General features: G+C 42.0%; 16 protein-coding genes and 1 tRNA gene. 9 read left to right on the top strand and 8 right to left on the bottom strand.

Annotation, left to right across the window (positions count from 1 at the left end; all coding sequences use genetic code 11):
• Positions 1 to 19 precede the first annotated feature (19 nt).
• Positions 20 to 1,471 (top strand): WGR domain-containing protein, encoded by a 1,452-nt coding sequence (locus tag CQ839_RS17185; RefSeq protein ID WP_103669523.1) that lies wholly within the window; start codon positions 20 to 22, stop codon positions 1,469 to 1,471.
• A gap of 10 nt (positions 1,472 to 1,481) precedes the next feature.
• On the opposite strand, the gene CQ839_RS17180 is transcribed toward CQ839_RS17185, so the two are convergent.
• Both CQ839_RS17180 and bchE read right to left on the bottom strand, forming a co-directional pair.
• Positions 1,482 to 2,918: a reverse transcriptase family protein gene (locus CQ839_RS17180; protein WP_103669522.1), complete on the bottom strand. Its 1,437-nt coding sequence runs from the start codon at positions 2,916 to 2,918 to the stop codon at positions 1,482 to 1,484.
• 431 nt (positions 2,919 to 3,349) lie between these two features.
• Positions 3,350 to 4,882, bottom strand: a complete 1,533-nt coding sequence (bchE, locus tag CQ839_RS17175; protein WP_103669521.1) for a magnesium-protoporphyrin IX monomethyl ester anaerobic oxidative cyclase — start codon at positions 4,880 to 4,882, stop codon at positions 3,350 to 3,352.
• 252 nt (positions 4,883 to 5,134) lie between these two features.
• Here bchE and CQ839_RS17170 point away from each other — a divergent pair, with 252 nt between their 5' ends.
• A complete protein-coding gene (locus CQ839_RS17170; RefSeq protein WP_181016229.1) occupies positions 5,135 to 5,599 on the top strand; it encodes a hypothetical protein in 465 nt (154 codons plus the stop codon).
• A 649-nt stretch (positions 5,600 to 6,248) separates the two neighbouring features.
• Here CQ839_RS17170 and CQ839_RS17165 read toward each other — a convergent pair.
• Positions 6,249 to 6,320: transfer RNA gene (locus CQ839_RS17165), tRNA-Thr, on the bottom strand.
• A gap of 721 nt (positions 6,321 to 7,041) precedes the next feature.
• Between CQ839_RS17165 and CQ839_RS17160 the strand changes: the two genes are divergently transcribed.
• Positions 7,042 to 8,004 carry a protochlorophyllide reductase gene (locus CQ839_RS17160; RefSeq protein ID WP_103669519.1) on the top strand — a complete coding sequence of 321 codons (963 nt, stop codon included), beginning with the start codon at positions 7,042 to 7,044 and terminating at the stop codon, positions 8,002 to 8,004.
• A 531-nt stretch (positions 8,005 to 8,535) separates the two neighbouring features.
• On the opposite strand, the gene CQ839_RS17150 is transcribed toward CQ839_RS17160, so the two are convergent.
• Positions 8,536 to 9,198: a LuxR C-terminal-related transcriptional regulator gene (locus CQ839_RS17150; protein WP_103669517.1), complete on the bottom strand. Its 663-nt coding sequence runs from the start codon at positions 9,196 to 9,198 to the stop codon at positions 8,536 to 8,538.
• Between the two features lie 94 nt (positions 9,199 to 9,292).
• On the opposite strand from CQ839_RS17150, the gene CQ839_RS17145 reads away from it, so the two are divergent.
• The 5 genes from CQ839_RS17145 to CQ839_RS17125 all read left to right on the top strand — a co-directional run bounded on the left by CQ839_RS17145 (position 9,293) and on the right by CQ839_RS17125 (position 11,710).
• Complete coding sequence (locus CQ839_RS17145; RefSeq protein WP_258040772.1) at positions 9,293 to 9,730, top strand: MAPEG family protein; 438 nt, start codon at positions 9,293 to 9,295, stop codon at positions 9,728 to 9,730.
• Positions 9,731 to 9,877: 147 nt separating this feature from the next.
• The gene (locus tag CQ839_RS17140) at positions 9,878 to 10,615 is read left to right on the top strand and encodes an SDR family oxidoreductase (RefSeq protein ID WP_103669516.1); all 738 of its coding nucleotides are present in this window, start codon (positions 9,878 to 9,880) and stop codon (positions 10,613 to 10,615) included.
• A 43-nt stretch (positions 10,616 to 10,658) separates the two neighbouring features.
• Positions 10,659 to 10,868: a hypothetical protein gene (locus CQ839_RS17135; protein WP_103669515.1), complete on the top strand. Its 210-nt coding sequence runs from the start codon at positions 10,659 to 10,661 to the stop codon at positions 10,866 to 10,868.
• Between the two features lie 105 nt (positions 10,869 to 10,973).
• Positions 10,974 to 11,276 (top strand): type II toxin-antitoxin system HigB family toxin, encoded by a 303-nt coding sequence (locus CQ839_RS17130; RefSeq protein WP_103669514.1) that lies wholly within the window; start codon positions 10,974 to 10,976, stop codon positions 11,274 to 11,276.
• 32 nt (positions 11,277 to 11,308) lie between these two features.
• On the top strand, positions 11,309 to 11,710 hold the full coding sequence (locus tag CQ839_RS17125) for a type II toxin-antitoxin system HigA family antitoxin (RefSeq protein WP_103669513.1): 402 nt from the start codon (positions 11,309 to 11,311) through the stop codon (positions 11,708 to 11,710).
• A gap of 326 nt (positions 11,711 to 12,036) precedes the next feature.
• Here the strand turns inward: CQ839_RS17125 and pheT are convergent, their stop codons facing one another.
• The 4 genes from pheT to CQ839_RS17105 all read right to left on the bottom strand — a co-directional run bounded on the left by pheT (position 12,037) and on the right by CQ839_RS17105 (position 16,182).
• Positions 12,037 to 14,448, bottom strand: coding sequence for a phenylalanine--tRNA ligase subunit beta (gene pheT, locus CQ839_RS17120; protein WP_103669512.1), 2,412 nt, complete (start codon positions 14,446 to 14,448; stop codon positions 12,037 to 12,039).
• Positions 14,449 to 14,651: 203 nt separating this feature from the next.
• The gene (locus tag CQ839_RS17115; protein ID WP_103669511.1) at positions 14,652 to 15,383 is read right to left on the bottom strand and encodes an Abi-alpha family protein; all 732 of its coding nucleotides are present in this window, start codon (positions 15,381 to 15,383) and stop codon (positions 14,652 to 14,654) included.
• Positions 15,384 to 15,532: 149 nt separating this feature from the next.
• Positions 15,533 to 15,901: a DUF5615 family PIN-like protein gene (locus CQ839_RS17110; protein ID WP_103669510.1), complete on the bottom strand. Its 369-nt coding sequence runs from the start codon at positions 15,899 to 15,901 to the stop codon at positions 15,533 to 15,535.
• Positions 15,898 to 16,182, bottom strand: coding sequence for a DUF433 domain-containing protein (locus CQ839_RS17105; protein ID WP_103669509.1), 285 nt, complete (start codon positions 16,180 to 16,182; stop codon positions 15,898 to 15,900). The genes CQ839_RS17110 and CQ839_RS17105 overlap by 4 nt, the downstream gene beginning before the upstream one ends.
• 154 nt (positions 16,183 to 16,336) lie before the next feature.
• Between CQ839_RS17105 and CQ839_RS17100 the strand changes: the two genes are divergently transcribed.
• Positions 16,337 to 17,005 (top strand): YggS family pyridoxal phosphate-dependent enzyme, encoded by a 669-nt coding sequence (locus CQ839_RS17100; RefSeq protein ID WP_103669508.1) that lies wholly within the window; start codon positions 16,337 to 16,339, stop codon positions 17,003 to 17,005.
• Positions 17,006 to 17,675 lie beyond the last annotated feature (670 nt).

Below are 17,675 nucleotides of genomic sequence, written 5' to 3'. Positions count from 1 at the left end.
AACTACCGATAGATATCTTATGTCAGAACAAAAAACCTATTTGGAACTATCCGAAGGAGATAGTGGCTCTCATAAGTTTTATGAAGTAACTGTAAATGGTTCAGAAGTAACCATCCGCTATGGTCGGATCGGCGATCGCGGACAAACTAAAGTCTCAACCTTTGCCACACCTGAGAAAGCTCTGGCTGATGCCACTAAAAAAATTAACGAAAAGAAACGCAAAGGCTATGGGCTAGCCGTCATGGGCGAACGCCAGAAAAGATCTGTCACTCGTCGTTCAGGCGCGATCGCAGAGAGCTATAACCAGTCTAGAAAAGGAAGGCGATCGCCAATCATTCAAGCGCCTGTGGTATGGCGGTTTGACACGGGTGCAAGCGCCTTGGGGATTTATATCAAAGACGATCTCTGTTTCGTCGGAAATCAAGCAGGTAAGATTTCCGCAATTACCCATGATGGCAAAGTCCAGATTCAATACAAGCTTCCAGATGGAGTGAAATGTATTCTCGCTGATGATGATTGGCTTTATGCTGGTTGTGATGATGGCAATGTCTATGATCTCAGTGGCAAATTGCCGCGTGTGGCTTACGCCATTGCCGATAATGTGGATATCTTTTGGATTGATGTCAAAGATGGCATTCTCGCTGTTTCCGATGCGGCGGGATATGTGACCGTGATTAATCATGATGATGAGTCGCAATGGTCGAAAAAGAGCGCAGGCGATCGCGGCTGGATGGTGCGTTGTGATGAGATTGGGGTATATCATGGCTACAACAATGGGGTCACGATGTATGACTGGGAGGATGGAACAGAAATTTGGTCGCATCGAGTCAATGGTTTGGTGGGCTTTGGTTGGCAAGAGGAGTCCAGCATCTTTGCTTCGACAACTACTGGAAATGTCCACCGCTTTAGCAAAAAAGGTGATGTTGAGGCTGTCTATCGTTGCGATGCCTATCTCTGCTCCTGTGCCACGGCTGAGAATGGCAAGTATGTATTTGCAGGCGATACCTATGGCGCGATCTACTGTTTTAATGAAGCAGGCGATCGCCTCTGGAAGCTAGACTCTGGCTGTGGCGCGTCCCAGTCTATGCAATTCTTTAAAGATCATCTCTACATTGTGACGCACTTGGGCTTTTTGGCTTGCATTGATGCCAGTGAAGCAGCGATTCTAGCAGCTCAGTCTGGCACTGTGACCGAAACAGTCAATATCAAAGCTTCAACTTTAGAGGATATTCTCCCTTCTGCAACCTTAGAAACCACTTCTGATAGTAGTCAAGGCGTATTAGTGGAATGTTTCCAAGATGGAAGTAAATTGCGAATTCGCGTTATCTCTGACGGCTACAATCAGAATTGGAAAGTCCAATTTCCTAAAGATATTCGCGAAGCTGGCGCACGTTATCTGGTTGAAGAAATCCGAGAATCTTCCAATGGTAGTTTTTATCGTACCTTTGGCGATATTAGAAGGTTAGTTTAAGAGAGGGTTTTTAGTTACTTTTTCGTCTTATGCGCTTTACACGTTTTGGTCTGTACTTGGCTTTAATGCGCTGGACTTGCTCCTTGAGCTTGCCACCCTTTTCAGGATTGACCATAGCCACAAAGTTCGCAAAGCCTTCAATCGATTGAATTAAATCAGGATAGTTACCCCAATGCTTTCCTGCTAATCCATCCTTCTCAATGTGAAACAAGGTAGCCCGAAAACGTTTGAGTGTCTCTCTATCCACATTTAGCTTCTCATTGACTACAATCCCTGTTACTTCTTGATGTTGAGACTTATGGAGAACTCTCGTCTTTTGGGGATGGATGGTGAATCCCTCATGAGTTGAGATCGCTTCCGTCCGTTTCAGCACATTACAGATCTGTCGCAAATTCTCACCAGAACCAGAGAAGGTCAAATCATCAGCATAGCGGGTATACACAAAACCCAGACTTGCTGCCATCTTAGTAAGACGCAGATCGAGGCGACGACAAATTAAATTGGTAATAGCTGGGCTGCTGGGTGCGCCTTGGGGTAAATGGCGATCGCCTAAAGCCACATAATAGGTTTTGCCATCAAGTTCTACTGCCTCTACAGCAGCATCAGTACAAATTAGTCCAAATATCGTGGCAGCAGCTTCAGAATAGCCTAAAGATATAAACAATCCCTTGACCCGCTTGTAAGAGATAGAAGGAAAAAAATCTTGTAAGTCTAGATTAATAACCACATCGGCTCCCACATGTGGCTCGGCATTGGTGACAATCGATCTCCCACGACAAAATCCATGCGCCGCCTTATGTAAATCTACTTGCTCTAAAATGTTATAGAGAATCCATGTCTGCGCTCGTTTGAGCCTTGGCATCGGTGCAGAAATCAACCGCTCGCCGCCTGTTTTCTTAGCGATTTTGAAACGGATGTAGTGAGAGATATTGCTAGCCCGTCGTGCAAAGGCTAAAAACCGCAGTTCACCGAGGCTGATTCCCATGGCAGCAGCAATCTCTCCTGATGTGCCATATTCTGGTAAGCCGTAGCTTTGTAAGCGATCGCGATCGCATTCGGTTTTATTGAGTCCTGCGGAAACTCCTTCACCTAGAAATACAATTTCTTGTTGTTTCTTGAGTTCCCAAATTTCTAAACGTTCTTGCCGCTCTCGCTCTCGCCGCTCTTTGGTTTCTTGCTGTTTGCGTTTAGACTCCGCTAATCTCTGGGCTAAAGCTTCTTTTTTGAGTGCTTCTTCGTTATGCAGTTGGCGATTTTGCGCTCGTAAATCCTCAAGCTCCCGCATGATCTCGCCCTTGCGCCGAATCTCATCGGCAGGATCCTTGGGCATTTCACCTGCGGCTGGCCAAAATCCTAAACGAATCATTTCCTCCAGAATTACTTCATCTCTGGAGCTACGCCTAATGCGATCGTAAAGTTCCTGACGGGTGCGGGGTTGGTTAGTCATAGTTATTTACCGCAAGTTGCGATTAAACAGAACCCAAATTTCTATTTAAAAATGCTGCTTTACAACATTTTTAAATAGAAATTTGGGTTCTCATTCAGCGCTTTGCGCTGTAAAAAAGTCACATTCAGCAGTCAACAGGTTACTCCTTCGTAAACCTCTCAGGACTGGATTGCTCAACTCCAGCGGCTCCGCTACTAGTGTGTTCGTTAGCTTTTCGGAAGCCAAACCGTAATAACACACTAGTAGCGAGAGACGCACAGTTAAGAGCAAGCCAGTGATGCGCGCTTAGACTAAATGCAAGAATGGCGATCCACCATTCGGATTGCAAGGTTGTTTGCCCTTATGACTGCTGTTGCGACTATTTCGTACATGTTTGATATACAAATATGTACTACTCAAAAGATAGCCTAAACAGGGGCTTTGGGTCAAACTCATATTTTGTGTTGGTTGTTAGGACGAAGGATGCGTAGCGGAATCTCTTGATGATCTTGTGGCGCACCCCAGAATTGATCCAGTGTGGGACCATCACTTACACGGTGATCGCGAAAGAAAAAACTCCACCACTCGTGTAAAAAAACACGCTTCCCCATACGGGTAAACCAGTTCATCCCATGTCGAGCCGCGCGATCGCTTTGGAGAAACGATCTCCATAATGCCTTTGGGCGAGTTTGCAGCACAATTTCGATAAACTTGACCCATAGAAAAATGCGCCAAGGTGGCATATGTAGTGTCTGTAGAACTTGGTGTTTATAGTCCCACTTGCGTTGATCTAGTTGGATAATGCGGCGACCAGATACAATGCGGTAGTATCCTGTCCATCTGTGTGGTGTGACATACAACGTCATAATCTGGTCTGGATCATACAAAAGCAACTGTCGCAGGGAGCGGATAAAATCCCAATCTTTCACCTCCTCAAAGTCAGTTACCCATGTTGCGAGCGACAGAATGCCATGTTTTCGCAGCAGTTGAATAGCCTCGCGATCGGTCTGCGTTGCTCCTCCCTTGCGAATTTTTTTGAGCGTAGCCTCATCGGTGTTCTCCATCCCCATAAGAAACCTCTCAACACCAGCTTTGCGATACAGGTGTAGGATATCCGCATCTCGAACAATATCATCCGCACGAGTTGAGCCGATAATAGTCACATTGATATTCTCGGCGATGATTGCCTCGCAAAGTTCTCGCCAGATCGCCTTGTTCACAGTTGGATTTTCGTCAGCTAAGTTAATTAGCTCCACTCCGTGTGTACGATGGAGCCAAGCAATCTCTTTGGCGAATTTCTGTGGGTCGCGATGCCGCCAACGCGCCCAGAAGCCGCGCTGACCACAGTAGTTGCATAGATGTGGACATCCCCGCGAGAACTGCATAACAACAGCTTGCTTTCCGCCATAGTAACTATATTTTTTGAGATCAATCAATTCCCAGCCAACGCGATAGGCATCGAGGTCTTCAATCATAGGAGCTGGCGGTGTCTCAACAATCTGACCGTCATCAAGGCGGAAAGCGATACCATCTACGCTGACAAAATCATGAGGGAGATGATTAGCACATTCAATAGCTGCCATCAATTTGGTTACGGTAGCCTCACCTTCGCCACGAATAATCAGGTCGATCTGTGGTTCATGAGCGAGGATGTCACGAAAATGATAAGTTGGGAAGACACCACCATAAATGATTGTGATGTTCGGTAACTCTGCACGAAAGTGCCGAGTCAAATCGACGACAATTGGGTGCGCCGATGTCGAGCCAGAATGTCCAATGAGAAGAACCTGTGGGCAGTGCATAACGACTTGCCGAACAATCTCAGTATGCGAAAGGGGACCAATTTCAGCATCGAGCAGTGTGACATCATGTCCAGCATCTATTAATGACCCACCCACGCACAGAAGTCCTAGTGGTGGCAACTGCTCAAGTGGAATGCGACTGCCTATTGATGGGTGTGGCGGATTGACAATGAGAATTTTCATAGCGCTCCATACTCGACTTTGCGGCGGATTGAAAGATTATGACATGCTTCCAAACTCTATGCCTATCATGCACCTTATGTGCGGCAATATACAGAGTTTGCTTTAGGCTAATATTAGGACTACATGATAATATTCATCATAATTTATCCTATGAGACATGATTTTCTTGATTCAATTGCGAATAACCCTTTTTATAAGCTGATTCAGCAAAAATATAAAGGTAAGGTCGCGCGGCGAAGTGGCGTTAGCTACATGAACCATATTCAAGAAGGTGCTTTTATTCTTCAGTTGATTTACGGCAACAACGAAGACTTGATGGAAGCATTTTGTCTCCATCCAATTTTCCAAAATGACAAATCACTATCTCAGTTACTTTCTGATGATTCAGATGAACTTTCCTTTATCTCTCCTCGCGCCATAATTCTAGGAATGGAGTATCGGCGAGTTACTAGTAGTTATAAGATCAAAAATAAAATCAAAAGCTTCGACTCCATCGAAATTGGCCCACTCGACAAAGTTCATAAGATGTTAGTAGCCGACAAAATTCAAAACAAAAAAGATTTTATGAAATATATGTATTTGAAGCACGATCGACCTTCTTATCAAAAGGCTTCTGAGCATGGACTTCAATATTTTGATAGTTGGCTTAACCGATTGTCTGTTAGTCAAGAAATGTATACAGAAATAGTAGAGCAAGTGGAGCAAAATAATCAGTAGTTAATTAAATGTAGATGGACATAGATACCTACTAAAATTACCGAAAAAGCAACTGTATTTGGCAATTTTGATTGTTTATATAAAGAGAGAGATATCCAAAATTGGATTAACAATAAAACTAGAACTGTATCTACGAAAGTTCTTTTTCATTGGAATCATGGACAGATAGAAATTGATGAGGATAATGTCAAATTAGATGTTATTGCTGAGGGTGCGCTATTTATAGGTGTTTACCAACAAGGAATTATGAAGAAGCCGCTCAAACTATCCACCGATAAAATTGAAGTAGATTTCGGAAGAGCATTTCTTTTATTTAGAAATTTGCCAGCGATAAGATTTACTGCGGATGGTAACGTTCTTTATGATGTATTTATCAGAGAGATGAATAACTAGGCATTCATCACAGCATATTCATCATATTTATTGATTTACTAGTTTGAGCTTGCCATACAAATAATTAAACGAACGACCAAATAATTAAACGAACGACGCTGCTTTATCAGGCTGACTGCTAAGCTAAAGTCTACGAAATCGATCTTTGTCAGATTTTTGACCGCAAATCGGTTTAATCGTTCATCTGTACATCTTTCAGCCATCTTTTGAGATGCTTCGATGAGATTATTCTGATTATACCGATGGTCTCTGAATAAGCCCTCAACGGGATTTGAACCCGTGACCTTTCCCTTACCAAGGGAATGCTCTACCCCTGAGCCATGAGGGCGTTTTTTAACGCTTTGCAATTATGACACAGTAACGTACATTTTTTTACAACCTCAGAGAAAATATTTCCATACTGCGATCGCCGCACTATAAAAAACGCTATTTATTCACGTTCACACGATAAAAGCAGAGAGGTTTTATCGACAAATTATCCCTGCGTGGCAAGTTTTTGGGTTAGTGTCATGAATTTTCGCGCCCTAGACGATCCTAAAGCACTCCCACAGAAATCTATAATTAGGCTGTAGGGAAGGGTTTTGCAGATATAGTAATGTAAGCTTTGCTTAGGACATAAAACCCAAATTAATAAAGGCGGAGCAAAGCTCTGCCTTTATTAATTTGGGTTTTGATTTGTCCTAGCTATCTCTATACATTGCGATACAAGTGTCTATAGCTAATGGTTGGATTCCTACAGCAAATTTTCTATAAAACTAAGCTGATTTTTTACATAAAGCCACGTAATGTGCGGCTTTATAGCTGTCGCCAAGTGGACTAGGACATAAACCACAAGAATTGATTGGCGGCGCTTCGTGCCGCCAATCAATTCTTGTGGTTTGATTTGTCTTAAGACAAGTGACTGTAGCTATATGTAAAAAATTTATTGGTTCGCTAGTTTATAATTTGCTGTAGTAAAGACATTCAGCGCAATGCTTCGTCCCCCATTTGTTGCCTAATCCCAAATCACTGTAAAATTCTAATCAAAGTCTATAGATTAATTCTTAAAAATGTCACAGTATCACAAGCCTACAGTTATTATCACAGGCGCATCTTCAGGTGTTGGACTATGGTCTGCCAAGTCAATGGCAGACAAAGGCTGGCATATCGTCATGGCTTGCCGCAATATCCCCAAAACTGAAAAAGCCGCCGAATCCGTCGGTATTCCTAAAAGCAGCTACACAATCATCCAAGTTGATCTTGGTTCCCTAGTTAGTGTGCGCGAATTTGTGGCTAAGTTCCGCGCAACAGGAATGCCTCTTGATGCCTTGCTCTGTAACGCCGCGATCTATATGCCTTTACTCAAAGAACCATTGCGATCGCCTGAAGGTTTTGAGTTGACAATGACCACCAATCACCTCAGTCATTTCCTCCTCTGCAATCTGTTACTAGATGACATGAAAAAGTCCACCTATCCTGATCGCCGTATGGTCATCTTAGGAACTGTCACCCATAATCCCGATGAGCTGGGCGGTAAGATTCCTCCACAGCCAGATCTTGGTAATCTCGAAGGCTTTGAGAAAGGATTCAAGCCACCAATCTCCATGGCAAATGGGAAGAAATTTGAACCTGTCCGCGCCTACAAAGAGAGCAAAGTTTGCAATATCCTGACTATGAGAGAGTTGCACCGCCGCTTTCATGAATCCACTGGGATCACCTTCACATCTCTCTATCCTGGTTGCGTTGCTGATACGCCGCTCTTCCGCAATCACTATCCTCTCTTTCAGAAGCTATTCCCATTGTTCCAAAAGAATATTACCAAGGGATATGTCACTCAGGAGCTGTCAGGTGAAAGAGTTGCTGATGTTATCGCTGCTCCTGAATACAAACAGTCAGGAGCTTACTGGAGTTGGGGCAATCGGCAGAAAAAAGATGGTAAGTCCTTTGTTCAGACAGTCTCTCCTCAAGCTCGCGATGATGCCAGAGCCGAGCGCATGTGGGATTTGAGCGCCAAGTTGGTCAGATTAGTCTAAATCAAAAATTTACTTAGTCTGCCGAAACAAACTACAGCGCCTAGTTCTCAAACCAGAATCAAAAATTGCGGTAATACCAATTCTGCAAATGGCGTGCTATTTAGAAGAATTAAAACCCTTATTGGATTTGGGGTTTAATTCTGGACATAAAGCTAAAAAGAGAGTTGCGGTGCAAAGCACCACAACTCTCTTTTTAGCTTTGATTACATGCCTTGCTACAGCTATAGTCACTTGTCTTAGGACAAATCAAAACCCAAGAATTGATTGGCGGCGCTTCGCGCCGCCAATCAATTCTTGGGTTTTACGTCCTATGCACACTTGGCTACAGCTATATAACTTGAATAGTAGCAATACCAATCTTTTTTGACTCTAATAGTAATTGCAATGTAATTTTTGTTCAGGATATAAAACTAAAAAGAGTAAAAGAACAAGATGTAGGGGCAATTCATGAATTTCCCTAATGTAAAATGAGACTTTCAGGGCATTTTTGCGTAAGTCCTCAAAGTGTTGCAAAGCAACACTTTTAAAAATCTATTGCTTCGTAGAAAGTTGTCCAACCATCTCTGCTCGTGATGAAACCTCAAGTTTACGGAACATTCGCTTTAAAGCTTGCTTTACAGAATTTTCTGTAATCCAAAGCTCAATCCCAATTTGGGCATTTGTTCGACCAAGAGCAACCAGTTCCGCAATTTGTAACTCGCGAGGTGTTAAGAGATCGCTACTCAGAGATTGACGCTGAGATGTATTCGTTGCAATCCAAGCTGATACATGCAAACAGATCGCGCTCAAATCAGCTAAATTTTGCGTATCAAAGCTAGTCATTGCCTTCTCACGAGTGCAACCGACTACGCCCACTAACTGACCACTATTGACAATCGGACCTGCCATAACATGCCAATGATCGGGTCGGGGGCAAATTAATGACCAGACTTTGGGTGTTACAACTAAACCTTCATGGACAGGAGAATGTCGCTCGACGAGATAACGGGCAATGGGATTATGTTCGACCGATAGCGCCACATTCAATATTTTCTGAAAATCACGATTGCCCAAATGTAATTGGTCAAAGAAAAAAATCGCCGATCGCGTAGCTGCAAAATATTCACCAATAGTCGGTGCAACCTGCGATCGCAAATTGTGTCGCTCCTGCGATTGGTTGATTGATTCAAAGATCAGCTTTAAGGGACTTGTCATAGCGCAAACTTTTGAACGAAGTGTACCCGATCGAGGTCTAGAGAAATTAATGCACTCAACTTAATATTACTCTCGTTCTCCCAAACGGATTGAAATGATCGAAACAATGACACAGGAAGCTATCTTCAGTCCCTTCTTTGCAACCATACTCCTCACAATTTTAGTGTGGGTGTACATGTATATTCGCCGCATCAATTTTATTGTGAATAAAAAGCTAACTCCCAAAGAGCTTACACCAGTTGTCCTCGCTCAGTTATCTCCTCCAGCAGTATCCAATCCATCAGACAATCTCAAAAATTTATTTGAGCTTCCAATCATTTTTTATGCCCTTGTCTTCTATCTCTTTATCACCAAACAGGTAGATTCAATATATGTCAATACGGCATGGATTTTCTTTGGGTTTCGCACCTTGCACAGCCTTGTCCACTGTACATTCAATCTGATTATGCTGCGATTTTATCTCTATTTGATTTCTGCGATCGCCCTATGGTTTATGACAATTCGTGCGTTTCTAATGTACGTTAACTCGTAAATCCAATGACCAGAAAGCCTTGAGAACATCTCATCAATTAGCATCATACAAAAGCATGAGTGTATTTCGCTCTACTTTACTTTGGTAAGCGACTGTTTTATCGTTGAATCTAGACAAAGTTTAAATTCGTAGGAGTAAAGCCGCATCGTGCTTGATTTAAGGGGAAAGATTGCTTTAGTAACTGGTGCATCGCGAGGCATTGGTGCGGCTGTTGCTCAACAATTGGCTGAGCGGGGAGCCGATATCATCATCAACTACCGCAGTAAAGCGCATCGAGCCGAAGAAATTGCAGCGAATGTGATAACAACTGGGAGTCGTGCGATTCTTGCACAAGCAGACATCACCAATGCAGAGCAGGTTGGCAAAATGATGCAGAGCATTGCCACTGACTTGACGAAATTGGACTTATTAGTACTTAATGCCAGTGGTGGTATGGAAAAGGATAAATCCACAGACTATGCGATGGATCTTAACCTCAAGGCGCAAGAGCGATTGGCAGATCTAGCAGTTCCCTTAATGAAAGATGGTGGACGAATTGTGTTTGTGACTAGTCACTTAGCGCATTTTTATGGACAAAAGCCTGTAAGTGCCATCTACGAAAACGTTGCTGCAAGTAAATACGCAGGTGAACAGTCGCTGCGCGATCGCATTCCCCAACTCACTGATAAAGGAATTAGTTTGGTCGTTGTTAGTGGAGATTTAATCGAAGGGACAATCACGCCAAAACTAATGGAACGTGCAAATCGAGGATTTATCAACGAACGACGCGAACAAGCAGGTACATTACCAACCGTTGCCGATTTTGCAAAGGCGATCGCTGATGCTTGTGCAAATACAAGTCTCAGCAGTGGAGAGACCATATTTGTAGGAAGTACGGAATGGTAGGTTCAAAATTACTGTCAATGGATCGACATAGGAGATTCACAGAATGTGTCAATGCGTTAAAGTAGAACATCGATCGCTATATTCATCAGAGCGGGTAAACTGTGCATACTCGGAAGTAGCTGCCACATTACGAATTTCTGAACAAGCCTTTAAAAATGCGATCGCCGATGTTTTATTAGCGTCTGGATATCAGCGTCATCAATCAAAAGACCTCAATCTCAAAAAACTAAAACAACAATGGTGCTTATTTTAGTTTTTAGCGAAAAACTAAAATAGTGTCTTTCCTTATTCTAGATTTTGCTAAATTTTGACATCCTCACCCTTGTAGCCAGCTTCGCAATTTGCTAAGATTTTATCTATGCACATCATCACGCGATCGCGCCTTATTGAATTTTGGGAAAAGCATCCAGACTCAAAACCGAGTTTACTTCTTTGGCATAAAATCGCTATTACTGCCAAATGGCAAAACTTTATCGAAGTGCGTGAAGTTTTTGCCTCAGCCGATCAAGTAAAAAATCTGACAGTCTTTAATATCGGAGGAAATAAATACCGTTTAATCGCATTCATTGATTATAAGTACCAAAAGATTTTTATTCGCAATATTCTTACTCATGCTGAATATGACAGAAACGACTGGAAAAAAGATGACTGGTACGAATAAAACAATTAGCTATCAACCAAAAATTAAAATCTATGATTACAGCCGAAACTAATAATTACATCCAACTTCTACAAACATTTCCACCACGACCAATCAAATCAGAAAAGGACTTACTTGCAGTCCAAGGAGTGATCGATCGCATAGTCGATGCTGACGAAATAACACCAGAACAACAAGACTACATCAATATTCTGGGAATGCTGATTTATGAATACGAAGAAAAGTATGTATCCATCCCCGATTTAAGCGGCGTTGAGTTACTCAAGGCACTAATCCATGAGTTTAACCTTCAACAAAAAGACCTAGTTCCAATTTTTAAAACAGAATCCATTGTGTCAGCAATTCTCAATGGCAAGCGTAAATTCACAGTAGAACATATTGAAAAACTAGCTAACTTTTTTAACCTCTCCCCTTCAGTATTTTTCAAGGGATAATCATAGATTGCCATGAATTGAACCTCTGAACAAGCCTTTAAAAATGCGATCGCAGATGTTCTATTAGCATCTGGATATCAGTGTCATTTCTCTCAGGAATTTGATCGCGAAAATGTCATTTCCCCTAATGAGGCACTCGCCTTTATCCAAATTACCCAACCTAAAGTCTGGGAGAAATTAGAGATTACTCATGGTGACAAAACAGGCGATCGCATTATTGCCGCCCTTTGTAAAACGTCTTATCGACCACAGACAAAATCAAAGAGCAAGGTCAATTCATAAATTGCCCTTGCTCTTTGATTTAAGCCAATCGTTTTAACAAACAACTAACTTCTCAATGTTGCTTGGAACTTCTCTTCAAGTAAGTCACGGACTTTCTGATGAATGGGATTAATATCGGCATCAGTTAGAGTGCGATCGCTAGCTCGATAAACTAGTCTAAAGGCAAGACTGCGAGAACCTTCAGGAACGCCTTTACCAATATATTGATCGAAGAGAGTTACAGAATCTAGCAACTCGCCGCCCACATGGGTAATCGATCGCTGAATATCAGCAACTGTGAACTTCAATGGTGCGAAGAAAGCAATATCGCGATCGCTGCTGGGGTAAGTGGAGAAAGGATGGAATGTAGGAATCGATTTCTTCATCATCGCATCAAGCAATGTGTAGAAATCTAGCTCGAAGGCATAAATTTCATCAGGGAGTTCTCTCTCAGCGCGTAGCTGTGGATGTAACTGACCGAATGTACCGAGGCGTTCACCTGAGATCCATAGCGATGCAGTTCGTCCTGGATGCAATCTTGTATCTTTTTGATCGGGTTGATACTCGACTGATACGCAGAGATTATGGAAGACAGAATCCAGCAAGCCTTTCGCTTCATAGAAATTCATAGGCTTGGATTCATGCTGCCAAGTGCCGACGGTCGGGTCGCCGCCGAAAATCCCTGCAATGCGATCGGTTTCATCACTGCCAGCTTCATCGAGCCAGAACACGCGACCAATTTCAAATCCATTCAGGATTCCATTGCCTTGATTAATATTGAAAGCACATGACTCAATCAAATTAGTGAGTAAATCACCACGCAAAGCGCCATATTCGATCGCTACAGGATTATTGATTTTCACCTGATGAGACTCAGCAGGACTGCATAGGGACATATGCATTACTTCATTCAAGCCGACAGCACGAAAGGCGGCTCGAATCATCCGACCACCTTCTTGATCGGCGGAAAGGAACCCAAACTCAGTTCTTGCAGGTAAAGTTTCCACAAATTTATCGTAGCCGTAGATCCGCGCAATTTCTTCCACCAAGTCGATTTCGCGCTCAATATCAGCATAACGATAGGGAGGCACGGTTACTTTCCATGTAGCATAGCTGCCTTCTTCGATCGGTTGCTTTACCAGCTCAAAGGACAGTACTTTGAGAGTTTGTTCGACTTCAGCTTCAGAAAGTAAAGCTAATGCGTCATCATCTTCGCGATCGACCTCTCCAAGGACTTGCCACACCTTAGTCAAGCGCAAATCAATCATGCGAACTTCCTTGGAACGTGCATCCACGATGCTCTGTTCTACGACTTCACCACCAGCCATCTCCATAATCATCTGCACCGCTTTTGCCGAGGCAGATTCGATCGCAGCTTGATTAACGCCGCGTTCATAGCGTGCCGATGCCTCGGTGCGTAGCCCTTGAGCACGAGCCGATCGCCTTGTGGTGACTTGCGTGAATAGAGCTGCCTCTAAAACAATATTTATAGTTTTTTCAGAAACTTCAGTTTCTGCGCCACCCATCACGCCTGCGATCGCGATCGGTTTGTCACCTGATGTAATCAACAAATTTTGACTAGTAAGACTGCGATCGGCATCGTCAAGAGTTTTGATCTTTTCACCAGACTTTGCAAAGCGCACACCAATCTTGATACCGTCAGCCAAAGTATCCGCATCAAAGGCATGGAGAGGCTGTCCCCATTCCAGCAAAATGTAGTTGGTAATATCGACGATATTGTTAATAGAGCGCATTCCCGCCGCTTCAACGCGGCGTTTTAACCATTCGGGCGAAGGTGCAACTTTTACGCCTTTAATCAATGTCCCAATGTAGGCAGGGCAAGATTTAGAATCTTCTACCGTTACCCAATTCGCGGCTTTTGGCTGAAAATCTGTAGTTGCTAATGGTAATCGCACTTCTTTGCCAAGTAGCGCTGCTACTTCACGGGCGATCCCCACCATACTCAGTGCATCAGCACGGTTAGCTGTTGAAGTCACATCAAGAATCGCATCATCAAGTCCGAGCAATGGACGCACATCTGACCCAACGGTCACGCCTTCAGGAAATTCATGGATACCGCTTGATTCTTTAGCTAGCCCAATTTCTGAAAGTGAACAAATCATCCCCTCAGAACGCTCGCCACGTAACTTAGTCGGGCGCAATTTCAAATCAACCGTCGGTAAATAAGTGCCAATTGTGGCAACAGGTACAAACAAACCCTGTCTAGCATTTGCCGCGCCACAGACGATTTGTAAAGGCTCAGGTGCACCTACATCTACTTTACAGACCTGTAATTTATCAGCATTAGGGTGACGCTCAGCCGTAAGGATATGTCCAACCACAACTCCCTCAGCCCATGTCCTGCGATCCTCTATTGACTCGACTTCAAAGCCTGCCATAGTCAGTTTTTCATCTAGCTCTTGCGGCGAGAGATCGCAGTCTACAAGTTCACGGAGCCAATTCAGAGAGATACGCATTGGGAAATTCTGGAGAAAAGAGTATTAAGAAATATTCAGGCTATAGTAGTTTAGCAAAATCCGCACTCCAAACTTACTAACTACATTTCATGGTTACCAATTTATTCAACTAACATGGGAAATATCCCATTTAGCGGTGTGAGTAAATTCGAGTAAAAAAGAATTTGATACATCGTCCGCTCGCGGCAAGTTTATTCATTAAGTCAAGACGAAGAACCACGACAAGCTTTTACGAAGCTTTTTCCTAGTCTTGTGAGCCTAATAACTTCAGTGTTAGCGTAGATATTTGTAATCGATTCAGTGTTTACAGATAGTTCCTCATCATCTAAAGAGGTTTCAGTTACAACTTCATAACTTTCTTCTTCATCAGGATGATAACATAGCCGAATCCTTAACAAATTATCTATTGACAGATAAAATTCTTCATCGTTAAAACCAACAAATTCTTGGATTTTTTTTAGCCAAAACTGTTTTAAAAAATTACGCTTGCTTTTTCTACCTTCAGGAGTCTTGTCTTCTTGAAGTTTATCTAAATCCATTTCTAGAGAATATAAATAGTCAATAATCTTAGCTTCGCTTTGAATAATTTCAGAAAGTATTTTGGAATAACTAGGATGTATAGAATCACCTATTACAGCAGATGCCAGAAGTCCCATCCACTTTTTAGTTAGATCATCATCTTCTTCTAAAGAAGCTTGCTCTATCAAAGGTAGCAATATTTTAGGTTTACAGATAGTTGGCTTCAAGTTTAATTCTGCAAGAATTTCTCCAGCCCCTTCTACTACTTTAGCGGCCTGTTTTGCTCTCCATTGAGAGTAATTAACTGACAAAGAATCTCCCAACCAAGAACCTATGATTTTGGCTGATGGGGATACGACATCTTTAACGATTCCTCCAACTGTAGAACTCAATCCACTTTTAATTTCTTCAGACATTTATCAATAACCTTTGTTGCTTAATTAAGCTAGCCTAAATTGTTAATTGTTTCTCAAGACTAAAGTTCTATCAGAATATTTCAAACCTTGCTTAAGGTTAATTCAGCAAATCATTTACTAATTATAGAAAAGTACTTATTTCCCTCGTTTCAAACCTTAATATAAGCACTAAGAAAAATCAATTGGTTTACCATATCTTCAGCAGACTTTTGACTTATTAGCTTTAACAGACCACGAAGTTGCTCTCCAATTGAGTAACGTTGTTGTGGAGCGAGAATAATTCCACTATGCTCTATACCTTTTGCTATAAAAACATGATGGAGGTTCTGAAAGTCTCCCATATTAAAGCTATATACGACTCGGCTCTGTTCTTTTGCCCATATTAATTGCTCTTCGTCTGAGAAACTAAACCTTGCTGCATCAGCAACAGTTACAACATCAACCTTAGAATTTTTGAGTGCTGATACTAAGGCACTTTGAAGAGCATCTTCATCAAAATAAAGGTGGATTTGACTCATTGATATGCGTAACTCGCTTCTAGACAGGCAAAGTCCTGATAGTAATTAGAAATTTCTAAGTCAATCAGTTCTTTATTGGAGTAATAATAAGCAAGTGCAGCATATATCTGGGCTGGATTCAGATGTGGTCTTTGCTGAATAATTTCTTCTACCTTCATACCTGCGTTAAAATCAACTGCGATAGTATGCACAGTTGTTCTTGTCCCCGCTATTCTGGGACGACCGCCACAGATTCCATGAGTTTGTGTAATTAGAGTACTAATATCAACAACTGTTTGCATAGTTAACTCATTGAGATACTTTTTGCTACGCTAAACTCAATCCTAGCATAGTCACCATGAGGCAATCGTACTCACTACTGGACAATCTGATCAGAAATATTCAGGCTATAGTAATTTAACGAAATCCTTACTCCAAAATTGTCAGCAGCATTTCATGTCTGAAGTTAATTCTGATGCGATCGCAAAACGCCTAAATCAAATTCGCGCCAAAATTCCGCCGCAGGTAAAACTCGTTGCGGTCAGCAAATATACGACTACTGAGGCGATACGCGCAGCCTATGCCGCAGATGTGCGCGACTTTGCGGAATCACGGGTACAGGATGCAAAAATTAAGCAACAAGAATTAGCGGATTTAACCGATATCACTTGGCACATGATTGGTTCTTTGCAAAGTAACAAGGCAAGAGCTGCGATCGCGCAATTTGACTGGATACATTCTATTGATCGTTTTAGTCTCGCAGAGCAATGCGATCGCCTAATCATCGAACTTGGTAAATCGCCTAAGCTTTTATTACAGGTTAAGCTTGCCGAAGACCCTCACAAATCGGGTTGGTCAGAATCAGAACTCTTAGCTGATTTACCAAGGCTAGAAAAATTACAAAATCTCAATATCGTGGGACTAATGACAATCTTGCCACTTGGCTTAGACGAGTCTCAAGCCTATGAAGTCTTTCATCGCGCGGCAAACTTAGCCGAAAAACTGCGATCGCTTGGTTGGAATAATATTCAGGAGCTATCAATGGGGATGTCGGCTGACTATGCGATCGCGGTCAAAGCAGGTGCTTCGATCATTCGCGTTGGCAGCCAAATTTTTGCTCAATAATTTTAGGTGCAAGCAATTCGTTAGGGCTGACAAACCTAGCCTTAACGAATATTAGATTTTCTTGCCAGATATGCACAAACCTGTTATAAGTTTAGCGTTCTAAGCCAAACAGTTTTTCTCATTTACATTGAGGGTTTCACTAATCCTGACAATCAAAGCTTGAATATACCGATGGCAGTACAATAAATTTCTGCAATTTCTGTATCCTAGAGCACTTTAATTGAGAATAAAAATACTGATATTCCAAAATCAGTATTGACTCAAGATATGTCTAACCATTTTGAAGTTATGTTTTTTGTCTTTTGTGATTATTAATACGAAAAACTATTAGAAAGACAATGTCAAACTAAGTTTTTATCGTGATATCGCATTGTGCAATTATCATCATTTAGACTCACATAGACGCTCTTAGCAAAAACAAATTGATTTAGCTAAGTCCTTAGTAGCAAACAAGTTTACCTAATTATTAAAAACTTGTTAAATATCAAAAAGGACTCTTCATAGGTAACTAGTTTACTTAAGTAGTTAAGCCCTATGTGCTACAAGGCTTTGTCAAATAAAAGTCGTGTTTTGTCGTATTAAAAAAAATTAATAACCATATCTAGCTTTTTTGCCTGTTATCGGTTACAGTCTGCGAGTAAATATTTTGTCAATACTGTTTTGGACAGAA

Source organism: Pseudanabaena sp. BC1403 (assembly GCF_002914585.1).
Taxonomy (GTDB): Bacteria; Cyanobacteriota; Cyanobacteriia; order Pseudanabaenales; family Pseudanabaenaceae; genus Pseudanabaena.
This window is presented reverse-complemented; position numbering and strand designations above follow the sequence as displayed.